This window comes from Pseudomonas sp. BF-B-15, from assembly GCF_019946675.1.
Classification (GTDB): Bacteria; Pseudomonadota; Gammaproteobacteria; order Pseudomonadales; family Pseudomonadaceae; genus Aquipseudomonas; species Aquipseudomonas migulae.
Genome location: NZ_JAGYFZ010000013.1, coordinates 24,691 through 41,801, shown reverse-complemented (window position 1 = coordinate 41,801; position 17,111 = coordinate 24,691). Strand labels below are relative to the sequence as shown.

At 60.4% G+C, this 17,111-nt stretch carries 15 protein-coding genes and 1 other RNA gene; 10 read left to right on the top strand and 6 right to left on the bottom strand.

Going from position 1 to position 17,111, the window contains the following annotated elements:
• Window positions 1-149 precede the first annotated feature (149 nt).
• From ligA to ffs, 3 genes are all read left to right on the top strand, one after another.
• The gene (gene ligA / locus KGA97_RS06575) at window positions 150-2,507 is read left to right on the top strand and encodes an NAD-dependent DNA ligase LigA (RefSeq protein WP_223480433.1); all 2,358 of its coding nucleotides are present in this window, start codon (window positions 150-152) and stop codon (window positions 2,505-2,507) included.
• Between the two features lie 172 nt (window positions 2,508-2,679).
• Window positions 2,680-3,846, top strand: a complete 1,167-nt coding sequence (locus KGA97_RS06570) for a putative zinc-binding metallopeptidase (RefSeq protein WP_223480432.1) — start codon at window positions 2,680-2,682, stop codon at window positions 3,844-3,846.
• A 137-nt stretch (window positions 3,847-3,983) separates the two neighbouring features.
• An RNA gene (gene ffs, locus KGA97_RS06565) (signal recognition particle sRNA small type) lies at window positions 3,984-4,080 on the top strand.
• 183 nt (window positions 4,081-4,263) lie between these two features.
• On the opposite strand, the gene KGA97_RS06560 is transcribed toward ffs, so the two are convergent.
• Both KGA97_RS06560 and KGA97_RS06555 read right to left on the bottom strand, forming a co-directional pair.
• A complete protein-coding gene (locus KGA97_RS06560; RefSeq protein ID WP_008028568.1) occupies window positions 4,264-4,578 on the bottom strand; it encodes a helix-turn-helix domain-containing protein in 315 nt (104 codons plus the stop codon).
• Between the two features lie 47 nt (window positions 4,579-4,625).
• Entirely contained in the window at window positions 4,626-4,928 is a 303-nt protein-coding gene (locus tag KGA97_RS06555) for a hypothetical protein (protein WP_223480431.1), read from the bottom strand.
• Window positions 4,929-4,994: 66 nt separating this feature from the next.
• Between KGA97_RS06555 and KGA97_RS06550 the strand changes: the two genes are divergently transcribed.
• The gene (locus tag KGA97_RS06550; protein ID WP_223480430.1) at window positions 4,995-6,695 is read left to right on the top strand and encodes a putative bifunctional diguanylate cyclase/phosphodiesterase; all 1,701 of its coding nucleotides are present in this window, start codon (window positions 4,995-4,997) and stop codon (window positions 6,693-6,695) included.
• 117 nt (window positions 6,696-6,812) lie between these two features.
• On the opposite strand, the gene KGA97_RS06545 is transcribed toward KGA97_RS06550, so the two are convergent.
• Window positions 6,813-7,550: a substrate-binding periplasmic protein gene (locus KGA97_RS06545; protein ID WP_223434377.1), complete on the bottom strand. Its 738-nt coding sequence runs from the start codon at window positions 7,548-7,550 to the stop codon at window positions 6,813-6,815.
• A gap of 144 nt (window positions 7,551-7,694) precedes the next feature.
• Here KGA97_RS06545 and dnaX point away from each other — a divergent pair, with 144 nt between their 5' ends.
• From dnaX to KGA97_RS06520, 5 genes are all read left to right on the top strand, one after another.
• A complete protein-coding gene (gene dnaX / locus KGA97_RS06540) occupies window positions 7,695-9,785 on the top strand; it encodes a DNA polymerase III subunit gamma/tau (protein WP_223480429.1) in 2,091 nt (696 codons plus the stop codon).
• A gap of 66 nt (window positions 9,786-9,851) precedes the next feature.
• Window positions 9,852-10,190 (top strand): YbaB/EbfC family nucleoid-associated protein, encoded by a 339-nt coding sequence (locus tag KGA97_RS06535; RefSeq protein WP_008028561.1) that lies wholly within the window; start codon window positions 9,852-9,854, stop codon window positions 10,188-10,190.
• Between the two features lie 264 nt (window positions 10,191-10,454).
• The gene (locus KGA97_RS06530; protein WP_223480428.1) at window positions 10,455-11,489 is read left to right on the top strand and encodes an NADP-dependent oxidoreductase; all 1,035 of its coding nucleotides are present in this window, start codon (window positions 10,455-10,457) and stop codon (window positions 11,487-11,489) included.
• A 65-nt stretch (window positions 11,490-11,554) separates the two neighbouring features.
• Complete coding sequence (recR, locus tag KGA97_RS06525; RefSeq protein WP_223434374.1) at window positions 11,555-12,157, top strand: recombination mediator RecR; 603 nt, start codon at window positions 11,555-11,557, stop codon at window positions 12,155-12,157.
• A 182-nt stretch (window positions 12,158-12,339) separates the two neighbouring features.
• Window positions 12,340-13,488, top strand: coding sequence for an acyl-CoA dehydrogenase family protein (locus KGA97_RS06520; protein ID WP_223480427.1), 1,149 nt, complete (start codon window positions 12,340-12,342; stop codon window positions 13,486-13,488).
• Between the two features lie 111 nt (window positions 13,489-13,599).
• Here KGA97_RS06520 and KGA97_RS06515 read toward each other — a convergent pair whose 3' ends face one another.
• Entirely contained in the window at window positions 13,600-14,148 is a 549-nt protein-coding gene (locus KGA97_RS06515; protein ID WP_008057870.1) for an adenine phosphoribosyltransferase, read from the bottom strand.
• Between the two features lie 79 nt (window positions 14,149-14,227).
• A complete protein-coding gene (gene fnr, locus KGA97_RS06510) occupies window positions 14,228-14,962 on the bottom strand; it encodes a fumarate/nitrate reduction transcriptional regulator Fnr (RefSeq protein ID WP_008028550.1) in 735 nt (244 codons plus the stop codon).
• Between the two features lie 154 nt (window positions 14,963-15,116).
• Here fnr and KGA97_RS06505 point away from each other — a divergent pair, with 154 nt between their 5' ends.
• Window positions 15,117-15,596, top strand: a complete 480-nt coding sequence (locus KGA97_RS06505; RefSeq protein ID WP_223434372.1) for a hypothetical protein — start codon at window positions 15,117-15,119, stop codon at window positions 15,594-15,596.
• Here KGA97_RS06505 and hemN read toward each other — a convergent pair.
• Window positions 15,593-16,975: an oxygen-independent coproporphyrinogen III oxidase gene (gene hemN / locus KGA97_RS06500; RefSeq protein WP_223480444.1), complete on the bottom strand. Its 1,383-nt coding sequence runs from the start codon at window positions 16,973-16,975 to the stop codon at window positions 15,593-15,595. The two genes, KGA97_RS06505 and hemN, sit on opposite strands and share 4 nt — an antisense overlap.
• Window positions 16,976-17,111: the final 136 nt, after the last annotated feature.

Here is a 17,111-nt window from a genome sequence, read left to right as displayed (position 1 = left end):
GACTCCCGCACCCTGTAGGAGCCAGGCTTGCCGGCGAAGGCGATTTCAAATACGCCTTCGCCAGCAAGCTGGCTCCTACAATTAAAGTCACCGCCGTATTTACAGATTGAGCAGCCTCGGCTGCTCTTTTGCTTTATGAGAGAACACCCATGACCGCCGCCAAAACCCGCATTCTAGAGCTGCGCGCTGAGCTGGATCAGCACAACTATCGCTACCACGTGATGGACGAGCCGAGCATTCCGGACGCCGAGTACGACCGGTTGTTCCACGAACTCAAGGCCCTCGAAGCGGCCAACCCTGACCTCATCACCAGCGACTCGCCAACCCAGCGCGTCGGCAGCGCGGCGCTGTCGGCGTTCACCCAGGTGCGTCACGAAGTGCCGATGCTCAGCCTCGGCAACGCCTTCGAAGAAACCGACATGCGTGAGTTCGATCGTCGGGTGACTGAAGGCCTCGACCTGCCAGCCGGCGACTTGTTTGGCGGCGGGGCGGCGGTGGAGTACAGCTGCGAACCGAAGCTCGATGGCCTGGCGGTCAGCCTGCTTTATCAGGACGGTGTGTTGGTGCGCGGCGCAACGCGCGGTGACGGCACCACCGGTGAAGACATCAGTGTCAACGTGCGCACCGTGCGTAATATTCCGCTCAAACTGCAAGGCACCGGCTGGCCGGCGACCCTGGAAGTGCGCGGCGAAGTGTTCATGTCCAAGGCCGGTTTCGAGCGGCTCAACGCCACGCAACTGGAAGTCGGCGGCAAGACCTTCGCCAACCCGCGCAACGCGGCGGCTGGCAGCTTGCGGCAGCTGGATTCGAAGATCACTGCCAACCGTCCGCTGGAATTCTGCTGCTACGGCATCGGCCAGGTTTCGGCGGAGATTGCCGACACTCACATCGGCAATCTGAAGCAGCTTCAGGCATGGGGCATGCCGATCAGTCGCGAGCTGAAACTGGCACACGGCATCGATGAATGCCTGGATTACTACCGCGACATCGGTGAGCGCCGCAACAGCCTCGCCTATGAAATCGACGGCGTGGTGTTCAAGGTCAACAGCATCGCCTCCCAACGTGAATTGGGCTTCCGCGCCCGCGAACCGCGCTGGGCGATTGCCCATAAATTCCCGGCGATGGAAGAACTCACCGAATTGCTCGACGTGGAATTCCAGGTCGGTCGGACCGGTGCCGTAACGCCGGTGGCGCGCTTGAAGCCGGTCAAGGTGGCGGGCGTCACCGTGGCCAACGCGACGCTGCACAACATGGACGAAGTGGCGCGTCTGGGGCTGATGATCGGCGACTCCGTGATCATCCGCCGCGCGGGCGACGTGATTCCGCAGGTGGTGCAAGTGGTCATTGAGCGCCGCCCGGAAAACGCACGGCCAGTGCAGATTCCTGAGCAGTGCCCGGTCTGCGGTTCGCATGTCGAACGCACACAATTGGTCAAGCGCAGCAAGGGGCGCGAGACCATCAGCGAGGGCGCGGTGTATCGCTGTGTCGGTCGCCTGGCCTGCGGTGCGCAACTCAAGCAGGCGATCATTCACTTCGTTTCCCGTCGAGCGATGGACATCGAAGGTTTGGGCGAGAAGAGCGTCGAGCAGTTGGTGGACGAAGGTCTGGTGAGTTCGCCGGCCGATCTGTACGCCCTGACGTTCGAGCAAATCGTCGATCTCGAAGGCTTTGCCGAGCTGTCGAGCAAGAACCTGCTAAGCGCCATCGAAGACAGCAAAAAGCCGGGCCTGGCGCGCTTCATCTACGCCCTCGGCATTCCCGATGTCGGCGAAGAGACCGCCAAGGTGCTGGCACGCTCCCTCGGCTCGCTGGAGCGGGTTCAGCAGGCGTTGCCGCAAGTGCTCACGTACTTGCCGGATGTCGGCCTGGAAGTGGCTCACGAGATTCACAGCTTCTTCGAAGATGCGCATAACCGGCAGGTGATCGCCGATCTGCTCAAGCATGGCCTGCAGATTCAGGATCAGGGCGAGTTGGGCGCCGAGTTTGCGGCGAGCACCACGCTGGGCGGTTTCCTCGACAAGCTGCACATTCCTTCGGTCGGGCCGGGCGGGGCGCAGAAACTGGCGGAAAAATTCGGTTCGCTGGAGGGCGTGTTCGGCGCTGACTGGCTGGACATGCGCCAGGCCTTGCCAGAGAAACAGGCCAATTCGGTTCGCGAGTTCTTTGCCGTCGCCGAAAATCGTCAGATCGCTGAGGCCGCTGAAAAGCAGCTGCGCGATTTCGGCATGCATTGGCAGAGCGAGAAGAAGGTCGTCGAAGGCTTGCCGCTGGCAGGGCAGACCTGGGTGCTGACCGGCTCGCTGGAATTGATGAGCCGCGATGTTGCCAAGGACAAACTGGAAAGCCTCGGCGCCAAAGTGGCCGGTTCGGTGTCGGCCAAGACCCATTGCGTGGTGGCCGGGCCGGGTGCCGGTTCGAAGTTGGCCAAGGCCAATGAGCTGGGGTTGAAGGTGCTGGATGAAGAGGCGTTTGTCGCGTTTTTGAGTACACACGGTATTTCTGTTTGATGCCAATCGCGAGCAGGCTCGCTCCCACATTTGACCGCATTCCTACTGGAAGAACGCGGTTACCTGTAGGAGCGAGCCTGCTCGCGAAGGCGATATTCGCCATCACGCAAAATCCGGGAACGATCGGTAACCAATCATGATCTAGTCTTGGCAAGCCCAGGGAGAGATCGCCATGCACCGCTTCTTCGAACAGCTCAGCTCACGCATCGCCGCGCCTTTCATTGGCGAAAGTTCGCGCAACAGCAAGGTCTGGCATTGTCGCTGCGGGCAGTCGCTGTTCTTTCGCAACAGTCAGTGCCTGGCCTGTTCGGCGGCCTTGGGCTATCAGCCTGAACAGAGTCGCTTATCGTCGTTACAGCCCGGTTCGCAGGCCGATACCTGGATTCTCGATGCCGAACCCGGCGCGGGTATCTTCCGGCGCTGTGCCAATCTCGACACCCCGGCCGCCTGCAACTGGCTGTTGCCGGCCAATGATCACGAAACCTTGTGCATCGCCTGTAGCCTGAATCACACCATTCCTGATTTATCGCTTCCCGAGAATCACGAACGCTGGCGCAAGGTCGAAATCGCCAAGCGTCGGCTGGTTGCGCAACTGGTCAGCCTGGGTTTGCAGGTCATCCCCAAAACCGTGGACGAAGAGAGCGGGCTGGCCTTCGATTTCATTGGTGTCGACCTCGAAGGCAAGCCACCGACCACGGGCCATGCCAACGGCCTGATCACCCTCGATATCAAAGAAGCCGACGACGCGCACCGCGAGCAGGTGCGGGTGCAGATGCACGAACCGTATCGCACGTTGCTCGGGCACTTTCGTCATGAGGTCGGGCATTATTATTGGGACCGGCTGATCGCCAGCAGCCAGTGGCTGGAACCGTTTCGTGACGTGTTCGGCGACGAGCGCGCGAGTTACGCCGAGGCGCTCGACCGGCATTACCAGCAAGGCGCGCCGCTCGACTGGCAGCAACATTTCGTCAGCGCCTACGCCACCATGCATCCCTGGGAAGACTGGGCCGAAACCTGGGCGCATTACCTGCACATGATGGACGCGGTGGACACCGCCCTCGGCTTCGGCATGAGTGCGCGGGAAATGGATTTCGACTACCAGCCATTTCCGTCCAGCACCCTCTATGATCCGCAGCATCCCGGCGGCGCGGCGTTCCTGTCATTCGTCAATGCGTGGATCGAACTCGCCGGCATGCTCAACGAACTGTCGCGCAGCATGGGCCAGCCGGATTTCTACCCGTTCGTATTGCCGCCGGCGGTGATTGCCAAGTTGCACTTCATTCATCTGGTGATCCAGCAGGAGGGCGGCAGGGCGGATGAAGTGGTGCAGGACCTGTAGGCGCCTGCGCTCTTTTCAGGACTGCGCATGTCCTTGAAGCCGCTCATATTTTTTAATCCGCCCGAACGGTTGTAACTTCGCCTCAGATAGGTACAATGGCGCGGCTCGCCGTCAGGTGAGCGTCGTTATGGTGACCCCATCGGTCCCCCCGCAACGATTACCCGTGAACCTGGTCAGATCCGGAAGGAAGCAGCCACAGCGGGAACATTGTGTGCCGGGGTGTGGCTGGTGGGGTTGCCTCCATAACGCACCGCGAGCCTTCTCTCGCGTTTTTCATCAAAAAATACCGTCTTGTTGCTCTGCCATGGATTTCGTCCAGGGCGGATTTTTCGTCGTTTCTGTTTTGAAAACAGGCGCAAAAAAGGAGGCCGACCTGTCGAATCACGACAAGTCGGCCTCCTTTTTTCATTTCTGCCACTAAGGCTTGGACATGGCCTGGTCAACCGCTGCAATCAGCTTTCCCAGATCCTTCGGGGTGGCTTTGTGGATGACTCCGAACAGGTACGCCCGCTGTTCATCCTCATCGCCCAAATCTGCGAAGAAGGCTTTCAGTTTCACCCCCAGCACGCCGGCAAGCAGGAACAGGGCTTCCACGCTGGGGGTGTAGGTGCCGGTTTCAAAACGGCTGATGGTTTTCGGGTCAAAACCGGTTTTTTCGCCGAGTTCAGCCTGAGTAAGCCCCGCGACCTTGCGGTAACGCCGAATGGCTGAACCCAAACTTGAAATTTGCATCGCTCAATTCCCATTTAGAATCAAGAACTTAACGATAGATTTTTGCATTAGACAACTGCATGATCCATCACCTTGCTTTGCAAAATGTGATGCATTTCGTAGAATTGCCTCCTCCAAAGGGTATTTTGTGACCTGTTTGCGTAAGTTTGGCTGATGCGAAAGAGCCAGTACGGTGCTCCCTTGAACAATAAGTTGAGTGCCAAAGCCTCCCTGAAGCCTTGCAAAATGTTATCGAAATCGTTGTTGCTGCCCTTTGTCCGGGTCTTTGAGCCTAGTTGATCTTCGGCGGCCAAAGGGCCATCAATCGCTGTTCCTGGAGTGATCACGTGGCTCTGCGCAGTACGAATCAAAACATCTCTTCCGGGCATTTTGCGCTGGTCGAGCGGTACCACCGCTAGCGACAGTGAGCCTGACTCATGGATGAGAAATACCGCAGGGCCGTGGACGCCGCCGCGATCTTTTCCGAGACCGATCTGACCGGCCGGATTACCTACGTCAACGATCAGTTCTGCGCCGTCTCCGGTTACAGCCGCGAAGAACTGCTCGGGCAGAACCATCGCCTGCTCAATTCCGGCCTGCACTCCGCTGATTTCTTCGCCGGCATGTGGCGCACCATTGCGCTGGGCAATGTCTGGAAGGGCGAGATCTGCAATCGCGCCAAGAATGGCAGTCTGTATTGGGTCGAAAGTACGTTGGTGCCGCTGCTGGATGACGCCACCGGGCGGATTCATCGTTACCTGGCGATCCGTTTCGACATCAGCGAAAAACGCCAACTGCTGCATTCCCTGCAATGGCGGGTCGGTCATGACGTGCTGACCGGGCTGCCCAATCGCGCGTTTCTCTCGGACCTGCTGGATCAGGCGCTGGCGTTCTCGCGTGAGGAAAACATCCCGCTGGCGGTGTGCATGCTCGACCTCGACGGCTTCAAGGCGGTCAACGACGGCTACGGGCATGCCAGTGGCGATCTGTTGCTGGTCGAGGTGGCCAAGCGTTTGCGCGACATTGTTCGCGGCGAGGATGTGGTGGCGCGGCTGGCCGGTGACGAGTTCGTGCTGGTGTTGCGCTATGTGCGTGATGTGCCGGAGCTGCGCGCGGCGCTGAACCGTGTGTTGGGCGCGATTTCGGCGCCGTACCAGTTGCGGGGCAAGACCCTGAATGTATTTGCCAGCATCGGCGTCACCCTGTTCCCCGATGACAATCAAGATGCCGAAACCTTGCTGCGTCACGCCGATCAGGCGATGTACGTGGCCAAGCAGAGCGGGCGCAACCGCTTTCATTTATTCGACGTGTTCCGGGATCGAGAGGTCAAGGCCACTCACCAGACCGTCGAACGTGTTCGGCAGGCGTTGGCCGCCGGCGAGCTGCGTGTGCATTTCCAGCCGAAAGTGAACATGCGTCGTGGTGTCGTCGTCGGCTTCGAGGCGCTCTTGCGTTGGGAGCATCCGCAAAATGGCATGGTGCCAGCCCGAGAGTTTTTGCCGATGGTGGAGGAGACGGACCTGATCATCGATATCGGTGAATGGGTGATGGATCAGGTGTTGATGCAGTTGGACCGTTGGCAGCAAGCGGGGCAGGGCTGGCCGATCAGCGTCAACATCGCCGCCCGGCATTTCCAGCGAGCGGATTTCGTCGACCGGCTCAGGCAGGTGCTCGCCCGGCATGCCCGGGTCGCGCCGCAGATGCTCGATCTGGAAATCGTCGAGTCGGTGGCGATAGAAAACATCCAGCATGTCAGCGCCTGTCTGCAGGCCTGTCAGGCGCTCGGCGTGCAGTTTTCACTGGGCGACTTCGGCACCGGTTATTCGTCCTTGAACTACCTCAAGCGCTTGCGCACCCAGACCATCAAGATCGACAGGTCGTTTATCCGCGACATTCTGCATGACCGCGACGACCTGGCCCTCACCACCGCAGTGATTGGCCTGGCCCGCGCGTTTGGCCGACAAGTGATCGCCGAAGGGCTGGAAAGTATCGAGCACGGCGAACTGTTGATGCAGTTGGGGTGCGACGTTGCCCAGGGCTATTTCATTGCCCGGCCGATGCCGGCGGTTGATGTGCCGGGTTGGGTCGAAGGTTTTGTCGCGCCGGCGCAATGGCGAGCGCTCGATCAAACAGCCTGAGGCTATCAGACCTATGAAGATCAAATGTGGGAGCGAGCCTGCTCGCGATGACGGTGTGTCTATCACGCAAGTGCTGGCTGAAAGTACGCAATCGCGAGCAGGCTCACTCCCACAGGTTCAGGGTTTGCCGACATAGAGGCGGATAATGTCATCGATTTCCCCGGACATTTTCATCCTCAGCAACGTGCGCAGGATGCGTTGCACGGGCACTTTCGGGTCATTGCGCACGTAACAACCGACACTCTGCACTTGCAGCACCGCAACGCCTTGCAGTTGCTGCTCAGGTAGCAGACGCTGATTGAACCAGTCCAGTGTCCATTGATTGCTCACGGCGTAGCGATAGCGTCCGGCCATGAGTTTTTCCAGGACCTGTTCCTGATTGCGCGCGTCCTCGCGAAGCAGGCGCCCGGCGTCGAACAGTGGTTGCAGGGTGGGGTAACTGTAGCCGAGCACCGTACCGATGGATTGTTGCGGCAAATTCGCTGGATCGATTGAGGCCTGCAACTCGTGCCGGCTGATCAGCACGTCCGGCTGGGTCCAGAGCGGAATGCTCCAGATGTAGTCCCCGGACTGGTTTGGCGACCACGTTTGCGCGGCGTAGCAGCGGACATCGATCTCGCCGTGCTCCATGGCATTTTGCACCCGGGCCCGCGGCAGTACGTGAAACTCGGCCGGAACGCCAACCTGGGTCGCGAGGCTGACCATCACGTCATGCAGGATGCCCTGGGTCGGCTGGCCTTGATAAAGCTGCACCATCGGCATCGCCCAACTGTCGGGCACCACGAAGCGCAGCGGCGCGTTGGCAGCCATGACGTTCAGACTCATCAACAGCAGTGCCCCCAAGGCCAGCCGCATAAACGCTCCGCTATCGATGAAAATCGAGCCGATAAAAATCACCGCAAGTGCAGCTTAGCCAGATTAGACGAGCGCGCCGGATGCAATTTTGGCCTTGCTCCGCTAGCATTAGCCGCTTCTGCTTCCCAGTGGCGATGGTTTTCGATGAGTTATCAGGTTCTTGCACGTAAATGGCGTCCGCGCTCGTTCCGCGAAATGGTCGGCCAGACCCATGTGCTCAAGGCTCTGATCAATGCCTTGGACAGCCAGCGGCTGCACCACGCTTACCTCTTTACGGGCACGCGCGGGGTCGGCAAGACCACCATCGCGCGGATCATCGCCAAATGCCTGAACTGTGAAACGGGTATCACTTCGACGCCGTGTGGCGAGTGTTCGGTGTGCCGCGAGATCGATGAAGGCCGTTTCGTCGACCTGATCGAGATCGACGCCGCGAGCCGGACCAAGGTCGAGGACACCCGCGAGCTGCTCGACAACGTGCAGTACGCCCCGAGCCGCGGTCGCTTCAAGGTCTACCTGATCGACGAAGTGCACATGCTCTCCAGTCATTCCTTTAATGCGCTGTTGAAAACCCTCGAAGAGCCGCCGCCCTACGTCAAGTTCATCCTGGCGACCACTGACCCGCAGAAACTTCCTGCAACGATTCTTTCGCGGTGCCTGCAGTTCTCGCTGAAGAACATGACCCCTGAACGGGTGGTCGAGCATTTGACCCACGTACTGGGCGTCGAAAACGTACCGTTCGAAGACGACGCGCTGTGGCTGCTGGGCCGTGCCGCCGACGGTTCGATGCGCGATGCCATGAGCCTGACCGACCAGGCGATCGCCTTCGGTGAAGGTCGGGTCATGGCCGCCGATGTACGGGCGATGCTTGGCACGCTCGATCACGGTCAGGTTTATGACGTTCTGCACTCGCTGATCGAAGGCGACGCCAAGGCGTTGCTCGAGGCTGTCCGCCATCTGGCGGAACAAGGCCCGGACTGGAACGGCGTGCTCTCGGAAATTCTCAACGTGCTGCACCGTGTCGCCATCGCCCAGGCCTTGCCTGAAGGCGTCGACAACGGTCACGGCGACCGTGATCGGGTGCTGGCGCTGGCCCAGGCCTTGCCGGCCGAAGACGTACAGTTTTATTACCAGATGGGCCTGATCGGCCGCCGCGATTTACCGCTGGCGCCGGACCCGCGCGGCGGTTTCGAAATGGTCTTGCTGCGGATGCTCGCGTTCCGCCCGGCGGACACCGCGGATGCGCCGAGGCAACCGCTAAAGCCAGTGGGGATCAGCCAGGCCACAGTTGATTCCGCAAACTCAGTGGCTGCCGCGCCGGTTGTTGCGCCGGTAGTCGCTGCGGCAGTTGCACCGGTTGTTGCCGCGCCGGTCGCGCCGGTGGTTGCTCCCGAGCCTGAGCCGGTTGCGGCCGTTGTCGTGCCGGAACCGGTCATCGTGCCGGAGCCCGTTGTTGCGCCGGTAGCGGTCGAAGCGGTCGTCGACCTGCCGTGGAATGATCCGGTAGAGCCCGAAGTCGTCCAGCAGCCGGCCGTCGAGCCGGTGCTGGAAACCGCCGCTGAACAACCCGAATTGCCCCCGATGCCGTTGCCGACGCCTGACAGCGTTGTGCCAGACGCGCCGGAATGGGCCGCTGCGCCGATCCCGGAACCTTCCGTGGCCGACGTCGACGCCGGGACACGGGGCATCGACTCCGACGACGAGCCGCCGCTGGACGAGGACTACATCGAACCGGACATGGATTCGGCGTACAGCTACCTCGACGAACTGGCGAGTGAACATGCCGCCGAACCCGCGCCGGAACCTGAACCTGAGCCGGCCGCGATGCCCGCCACCGGTCTGGCCCTGCAATGGCTGGAACTGTTCCCGAAACTGCCGATTTCCGGCATGACCGGCAGCATCGCCGCCAACTGCACGCTGATCTCCGTGGAAGGTGACCACTGGCTGATGCACCTGGACCCGGCCCATAGCGCCTTGTTCAACGCGACCCAGCAACGTCGTCTCAACGATGCGCTGAACCAGTTTCACGGGCGCACGCTGACCCTGAGCATGGAACTGATCAAGCCCGAGCAGGAGACCCCGGCCCAGGCCGCATCCCGGCGTCGTGCCAACCGTCAGCGCGAGGCGGAAGAGTCGATCCACGGTGATCCGTTCATCCAGCAAATGATGCAGCAGTTCGGTGCGGTGGTCCGTAACGATACTATTGAACCTGTCGAAGCCCTGGTCAGTCAGGGCTAATAACTGAAGGCGTTCGGCCGAAAGGGCCGGGCGCTGTTTTTATCCAAGTACTTTGAGGTGATTCCCATGATGAAAGGTGGCATGGCCGGCCTGATGAAGCAGGCGCAGCAGATGCAGGAAAAAATGGCCAAGATGCAGGAAGAGCTGGCCAACGCCGAAGTCACCGGCAAGGCTGGTGGCGATATGGTCACCGTGGTGATGACCGGTCGTCACGACGTCAAGCGCGTGACCATCGATCCGAGCCTGGTCGAAGGCCTGAGTGAAGACGACAAAGAGATGCTTGAGGCCGTATTCGCCGCCGCCGTCAACGACGCCGTGCGCAAGATCGAAGCCAACAGCCAGGACAAAATGTCCGGCATGACCGCTGGCATGCAACTGCCACCGGGGATGAAGCTGCCGTTCTGATTCGCCAAAGCGCGTCGGATGAGCTACAAAAAAATGCCAGGCATTGCGCCTGGCATTTTTGTTTCTGTCTGTTGGAGATGTAGTGTCTGTGGGGACGCCTTCGCGGGCAAGCCTCGCTCCTACAGGTCATGCGTCGCTCTTGTAGGAGCGAGGCTTGCCCGCGAAGAAAGCGACGCGGTCCCCGACAGAAACATCGAACACCCGACCGCCACAAAGGTCTGCTTCCCTATACCGCCAAATTCATCGATCAAAGGAGACGCTCACATGCCACAAGCATTGACCCTCAACCAACGTATCGTCCTGGCGTCCCGCCCGGTGGGCGCACCGACGCCGGAGAATTTTCGCCTGGAACGGGAAGCACTGCCGGACCTGGCGGATGGCCAGATATTGCTCAAAACCCTGTACCTGTCGCTGGACCCCTACATGCGCGGCCGAATGAGTGACGCGCCGTCCTATGCGGCGCCGGTGGCCATCGACGAAGTGATGACCGGTGGCGCCGTCAGCCGTGTCGAGCGCTCGCTGAATCCGAAATTTCAGCAAGGTGACCTGGTCGTCGGCGCTACCGGCTGGCAGAGCCACAGCATCAGCGACGGTCGCAATATCATTCCGGTGCCGTCCGGGCTGCCGAGCCCGTCGATGGCGCTGGGTGTGCTCGGCATGCCGGGCATGACCGCCTACATGGGCTTGATGGACATCGGCCAGCCAGCCTCTGGAGAAACCCTTGTGGTCGCGGCGGCGTCCGGCGCGGGGGGCTCAGTGGTCGGGCAAGTGGCGAAGATCAAAGGCCTGCGTGTGGTCGGTGTGGCCGGTGGCGCGGACAAGTGCCGCTATGTGGTGGACGAGTTGGGTTTCGATGCCTGCATCGACCACAAGTGTCCCGACTTCGCCGATGAGCTGGCTCAGGCGTGTCCCCAGGGCATCGACATTTATTACGAGAACGTCGGCGGCAAGGTATTCGACGCGGTGGTGCCGTTGCTCAACCCCAAGGCGCGGATTCCACTGTGCGGCCTGATCGCTTCCTACAACGCCAGCGAGGCGCCGACCGGTCCGGATCGCCTGCCGCAATTGCAGCGCACCTTGCTGACCAAGCGTGTGCGGATTCAGGGCTTCATCGTGTTCGACGACTACGGTGATCGTCAGCCGGAATTCGTCAGCGCCATGGCGCCGTGGGTGCGCGACGGCAAGGTGAAATTCCGCGAAGATGTGGTCGAGGGTCTTGAGAATGCACCCGAGGCGTTCATCGGCCTGCTGGAGGGACGCAACTTCGGCAAACTGGTGGTGCGCGTCGCGCAGGACTGAGTATTTGACGCTAAAGAGAGGCGCGGGTATAAACCGCGTCTCGTTGTTTTGTCGGACGTTTCCCCATGAGCTTCAGCCCTTTGATTCGCCAACTGATCGATGCCCTGCGAATTTTGCCAGGTGTGGGTCAGAAAACTGCCCAACGCATGGCGTTGCAGCTGCTCGAGCGTGATCGCAGCGGTGGCTCGCGACTGGCCCTGGCACTCAGCCAGGCGATGGAAGGGGTGGGGCATTGCCGGTTGTGCCGCACGCTGACCGAAGACGACCTGTGCCCGCAATGCGCCGATAACCGCCGCGACGACACCTTGCTGTGCGTGGTGGAAGGGCCGATGGACGTCTACGCGGTGGAGCAGACCGGTTTCCGCGGTCGTTACTTTGTGCTCAAGGGCCACCTGTCGCCGCTCGACGGGCTGGGGCCGGAAGCCATCGGGATTCCGCAATTGCTGGCGCGGATCGAAGAGGCAGGCACTTTTACCGAAGTCATCCTGGCGACCAACCCGACGGTCGAGGGTGAAGCCACGGCGCACTACATCGCCCAGTTGCTCAGCAACAAAGGCCTGATCGCCTCGCGCATTGCCCACGGCGTGCCGTTGGGTGGCGAGCTGGAACTGGTGGATGGCGGGACGTTGGCGCATTCGTTTGCGGGGCGTAAGCCGATCGCTTTGTAGTGTGTGGCGTCTGGACTGACGCCTTCGCGGGCAAGCCTCGCTCCTACAAGGGCTATGCAAAACCTGTAGGAGCGAGGCTTGCCCGCGAAGGGAGCACCTCGGTCCATCTGATTCACACAATCCTGTTGAAAACCAAGCAAGCGCTCGGTTAACGTCGCTGAACCCTTCCATGGAGTTCGCCGATGCCTGCCTTCCAGGAATACTTCGACCCCAGCCACCAATTGGTCCGCGACAGCGTCAGACGTTTCGTCGAACGCGAGATTCTTCCGGACATCGACCAGTGGGAAGAAGCCGAAAGCTTTCCCCGCGAACTCTACCTCAAGGCCGGTGCAGCGGGGATCCTGGGCATCGGTTACCCCGAAACCCTGGGTGGCAGCCATGAAGGTGATCTGTTCGCCAAGATCGCCGCCAGCGAAGAGTTGATGCGCTGCGGCTCTGGCGGTCTGGTCGCCGGGTTGGGGTCGCTGGACATCGGTCTGCCGCCCATTCTCAAATGGGCCAGGCCGGAAGTTCGCGATCGCGTCGTGCCGGCCGTACTGGCTGGCGAGAAGATCAGTGCCCTGGCGGTCACCGAGCCCAGCGGTGGCTCCGACGTGGCCAACCTGCAAACCCGCGCCGTGCGTGACGGCGATGTCTACCGGGTCAGCGGCAGCAAAACCTTTATCACCAGTGGCGTGCGTGCGGATTACTACACCGTTGCGGTGCGCACCGGTGCGCCCGGTTTCGGTGGCATCAGCCTGTTGCTGATCGAGAAGGGCACGCCAGGGTTCACCGTAGGCCGTCAGTTGAAGAAAATGGGCTGGTGGGCGTCGGACACCGCCGAGTTGTTCTTCGACGATTGCCGCGTACCTGTAGGCCATCTGATCGGCGCGGAGAACATGGGCTTCGCTTGCATCATGGGTAACTTCCAGAGTGAACGCCTGGCGTTGGCGCTGATGGCCAACATGACCGCGCAACTGGCGCTGGAGGAAAGCCTGAAATGGGCCCGACAGCGTGAAGCGTTCGGCAAGCCCATTGGCAAGTTTCAGGTGCTCAAGCATCGCCTCGCCGAAATGGCTACGGCGCTGGAAGTGTCACGGGAGTTCACCTACCGCCAGGCGGCGAAAATGGCGGCGGGGCAGAGTGTGATCAAGGAGATTTCCATGGCGAAGAATTTCGCGACGGACACGGCGGATCGGATTACCACGGATGCGGTGCAGATTCTGGGGGGCTTGGGTTATATGCGTGAAAGCCTGGTGGAGCGGCTGTACCGGGACAATCGCATCTTGTCGATTGGTGGCGGGACACGGGAAGTGATGAACGAGATCATCAGTAAGCAGATGGGGCTTTGAGTGTTGTGGTGTTGCTGCTGACGCCTTCGCGGGCAAGCCTCGCTCCTACAAGGGGTCGCATTATCCTGTAGGAGCGAGGCTTGCCCGCGAAGAGGCCTTTGTAGACGCAGCTTATTTATCGCTCAGGGCAAACTGCGTCAGGCAAAACGTCGGAATCCCCATGTCTTCCAGGCGTTGCGACCCACCCAACTCCGGCAGATCAATAATCGCCGCCGCTTCATGCACCCGCGCGCCCATGCGTCGAATCAGGTTCGCCGCCGCAATCAGCGTGCCGCCGGTGGCGATCAAATCATCGAACATCACCACCGAGTCGCCTTCACACAAGCTGTCGGCGTGGACTTCGAGGAAGGCTTCGCCGTACTCGGTCGCATAACCTTCGGCCAGCACATCCGCCGGCAGTTTGCCTTGCTTGCGGAACAGCACCAGCGGCTTGTTCAACTGATAGGCCAGCACCGAACCGATCAGGAAACCACGGGCATCCATGGCACCGATGTGGGTGAAATCAGCCTCGACATAACGGTGGGCAAAGCTGTCCATCACCAGGCGCAGGGCCGTGGGCGACTGGAACAGCGGGGTGATGTCGCGAAAAATGACGCCCGGTTTCGGGAAGTCGATCACCGGGCGGATCAGGGATTTGATGTCGAAGGAGTCGAAGACCATTGTCTAGGTGTCCTGGCAGGCTGCAAACGTCGCAGTATAACGGCGGCTGAACCGTTTCGCTCAGCCGCCGTGGTCGTAATCAGCCTTCGATCGAACCGCCGGCGAGGGCGCAGAGCTGGATCGGGTCGAGGATGTGGATTTCCTTGCCTTCGGCGGCGATCAGCTCGTTCTGCTGGAAGCGCGTGAACACCCGCGACACGGTTTCCACCGCCAGGCCCAGGTAGTTGCCGATTTCATTGCGCGACATGCTCAGGCGAAACTGATTGGCCGAGAAGCCGCGAGCGCGGAAGCGTGCCGACAGGTTGACCAGGAAGGTGGCGATGCGCTCGTCAGCGGTTTTTTTCGACAGCAGCAACATCATCTGTTGATCGTCGCGGATTTCACGGCTCATCACGCGCATCAACTGACGGCGCAGTTGTGGCAGTTGCAGCGCCAGTTCGTCGAGGCGTTCGAACGGAATTTCGCAAACCGAGGTGGTTTCCAGCGCCTGCGCCGAGACCGGATGCTTTTCGGTGTCCATGCCCGACAGGCCAACCAGCTCGCTCGGCAGATGGAAACCGGTGAGTTGTTCTTCACCGCCATCGCTGAGACTGAAGGTTTTCAAGGCGCCAGAACGTACTGCATAAACGGAGTCGAAAACGTCGCCCTGACGGAACAGGAACTCGCCCTTCTTCAGTGGGCGGCCACGTTTAACGATTTCGTCCAGCGCATCCATGTCTTCCAGATTCAGAGAAAGTGGCAAGCAGAGGGGAGCCAGGCTGCAGTCCTTGCAATGGGCCTGGTTATGAGCGCGCAGTTTTACTGGCTCGGACATTTCTTAAATCCTTGTGGGAAAGCACACATAAGACGTAAGGGTACCTCACCGGAAGACGTTCAGGCCAGCGCTGTGCCGATTTGTCACGCCATGGTAAAGCGCCGCTATCGGTGGCCGATAACTTGGCATCAACCTATGCGCAGGTACTCGTTTCATGGCCACCATCGGCGTGCTCAACCCCGGCAACAGTGGCGTGCAAACGCTGCATGAGCCCGCAAACGGCCTGGCCGGCGAAGACTCGGCAATCGCCATTGGCCCGGCCACTTCGCCCGTGGCTGAAGGCATCAAAGTCTCGTTGTCTGGCGCCGGTTTGACCAAGGCTGCCAGTTCCCACGATGACAACAAGGACATTGAAGAAAGCGGGTTGCCGGAAAACATTCAACAGATCCTGAAAATGATTCGCCGAATACAGAAGCAGATCGCCGAGAAAGTCGCGAGCATGCAAGCGGTAATGGCAGACAAGCGACTTTCAGCAGAAGAACGCAGGGCCAAGCTCGGCGCGCTGCAAGCGACCATCACCACCCTCAATGGCGGGCTGATCACGGCCAATATGGTGCTGTCCAAAGCCATCTCGCAGGCGAGCCTGACCCCTGAGCAAGTGCTGAAGACGACTTCCCTGCTGTTGGAACGTTAGATGACCCGCGAAAACCGCTGGCGATTCTGTTGCTCCAGGTACGCGTCGAACACCATGCACACCGAACGCACCAGCAACCGTCCGGCCGGCAATACGGTGATCCGTTCATTGTTCAGTTCGATCAGTCCGTCTTCGGCCATGCGTTGCAGTTGCGGCCACAATTCGCCGAAGTAACCGCGAAAATCGATGTTGAAAGCCTTCTCGATATCAGCGAACTCCAGGTTGAAACTGCAAATCATTTGTTGAATCACCGCCCGCCGCAGGCGGTCATCGGCATTGCACAGCAGGCCGCGATTGGTGGCCAGTTGTGCTGAAGCCAAGGCGTTCTGGTACTGATTCAGGTCGCTGCTGTTCTGGCAGTACAAGTCGCCAATCTGGCTGATGGCCGAGACGCCGAGGCCGATCAGGTCGCAATGGCCGTGAGTGGTGTAGCCCTGGAAGTTGCGTTGCAGGGTTGATTCTTCCTGAGCAATTGCCAGCTCATCGTCGGGCAGGGCGAAGTGATCCATGCCGATGTAACGGTAGCCGGCGGCGGTCAGCTGTTCGATGGTGCGCTGGAGCATTTCCAGCTTCTGTGCCGGCGTCGGCAATTCGTCGCTGTTGATTCGCCGTTGCGGCAGGAAGCGTTCCGGCAAGTGCGCGTAGTTGAACACCGACAGGCGGTCCGGTTGCAGGTTGATCACTTCGTCGACCGTGCGGGCGAAGTTCTCCGGTGTCTGCCTTGGCAAACCGTAGATCAGGTCAATGTTGATCGAGCGAAATTGCAGCGTCCGTGCGGCGTCGATCACCGCCCGGGTTTCCTCCAGGCTTTGCAGGCGATTCACCGCGCGCTGCACGGCTGGGTCGAGGTCTTGCAGGCCGATGCTGACCCGGTTGAAACCCAGTTCGCGCAGCAGGCCCATGGTCGACCAATCGGCTTCGCGCGGGTCGATCTCGATGCCGTAGTCGCCGGAATCGTCCTCCAGCAAATTGAAGCTTTTACGCAACTGGGCCATCAGCTGACGCAGTTCGTCATGGCTGAGAAAGGTCGGTGTGCCGCCACCGAAGTGCAATTGCTCAACCTTCTGCGCCGGGTCGAGATGGCAGGCGATCAGCTGGATTTCCTGCTCCAGGCGCTGCAAGTAGGGCAGGGCGCGGCCGCGATCCTTGGTGATGACTTTGTTGCAGGCGCAGTAGTAGCAAATGTTCGCGCAGAACGGCACGTGCACATACAGCGACAAAGGACGCAGGGCCTTGCGGCTTTCGCGCAGCGCATGGAACAGGTCGAAGGTGCCGACATGACCATCGAACTGCACGGCGGTCGGGTAGGAGGTGTAACGCGGTCCCGCCAGGTCATAACGGCGGATCAGATCGGTATCCCAACGAATGGCGTCGAGCATCATGCGGGCATTCCCCCGGATAGGCTGGCAGTGTCGGCAAGTCTATGGGGTGCGGCGTTGGGGCATCTTGATTTGCATCAACGGTCAGGATTTGTGTTGTGGGTGCGGGCCTCTTCGCGGGCAAGCCTCGCTCCTA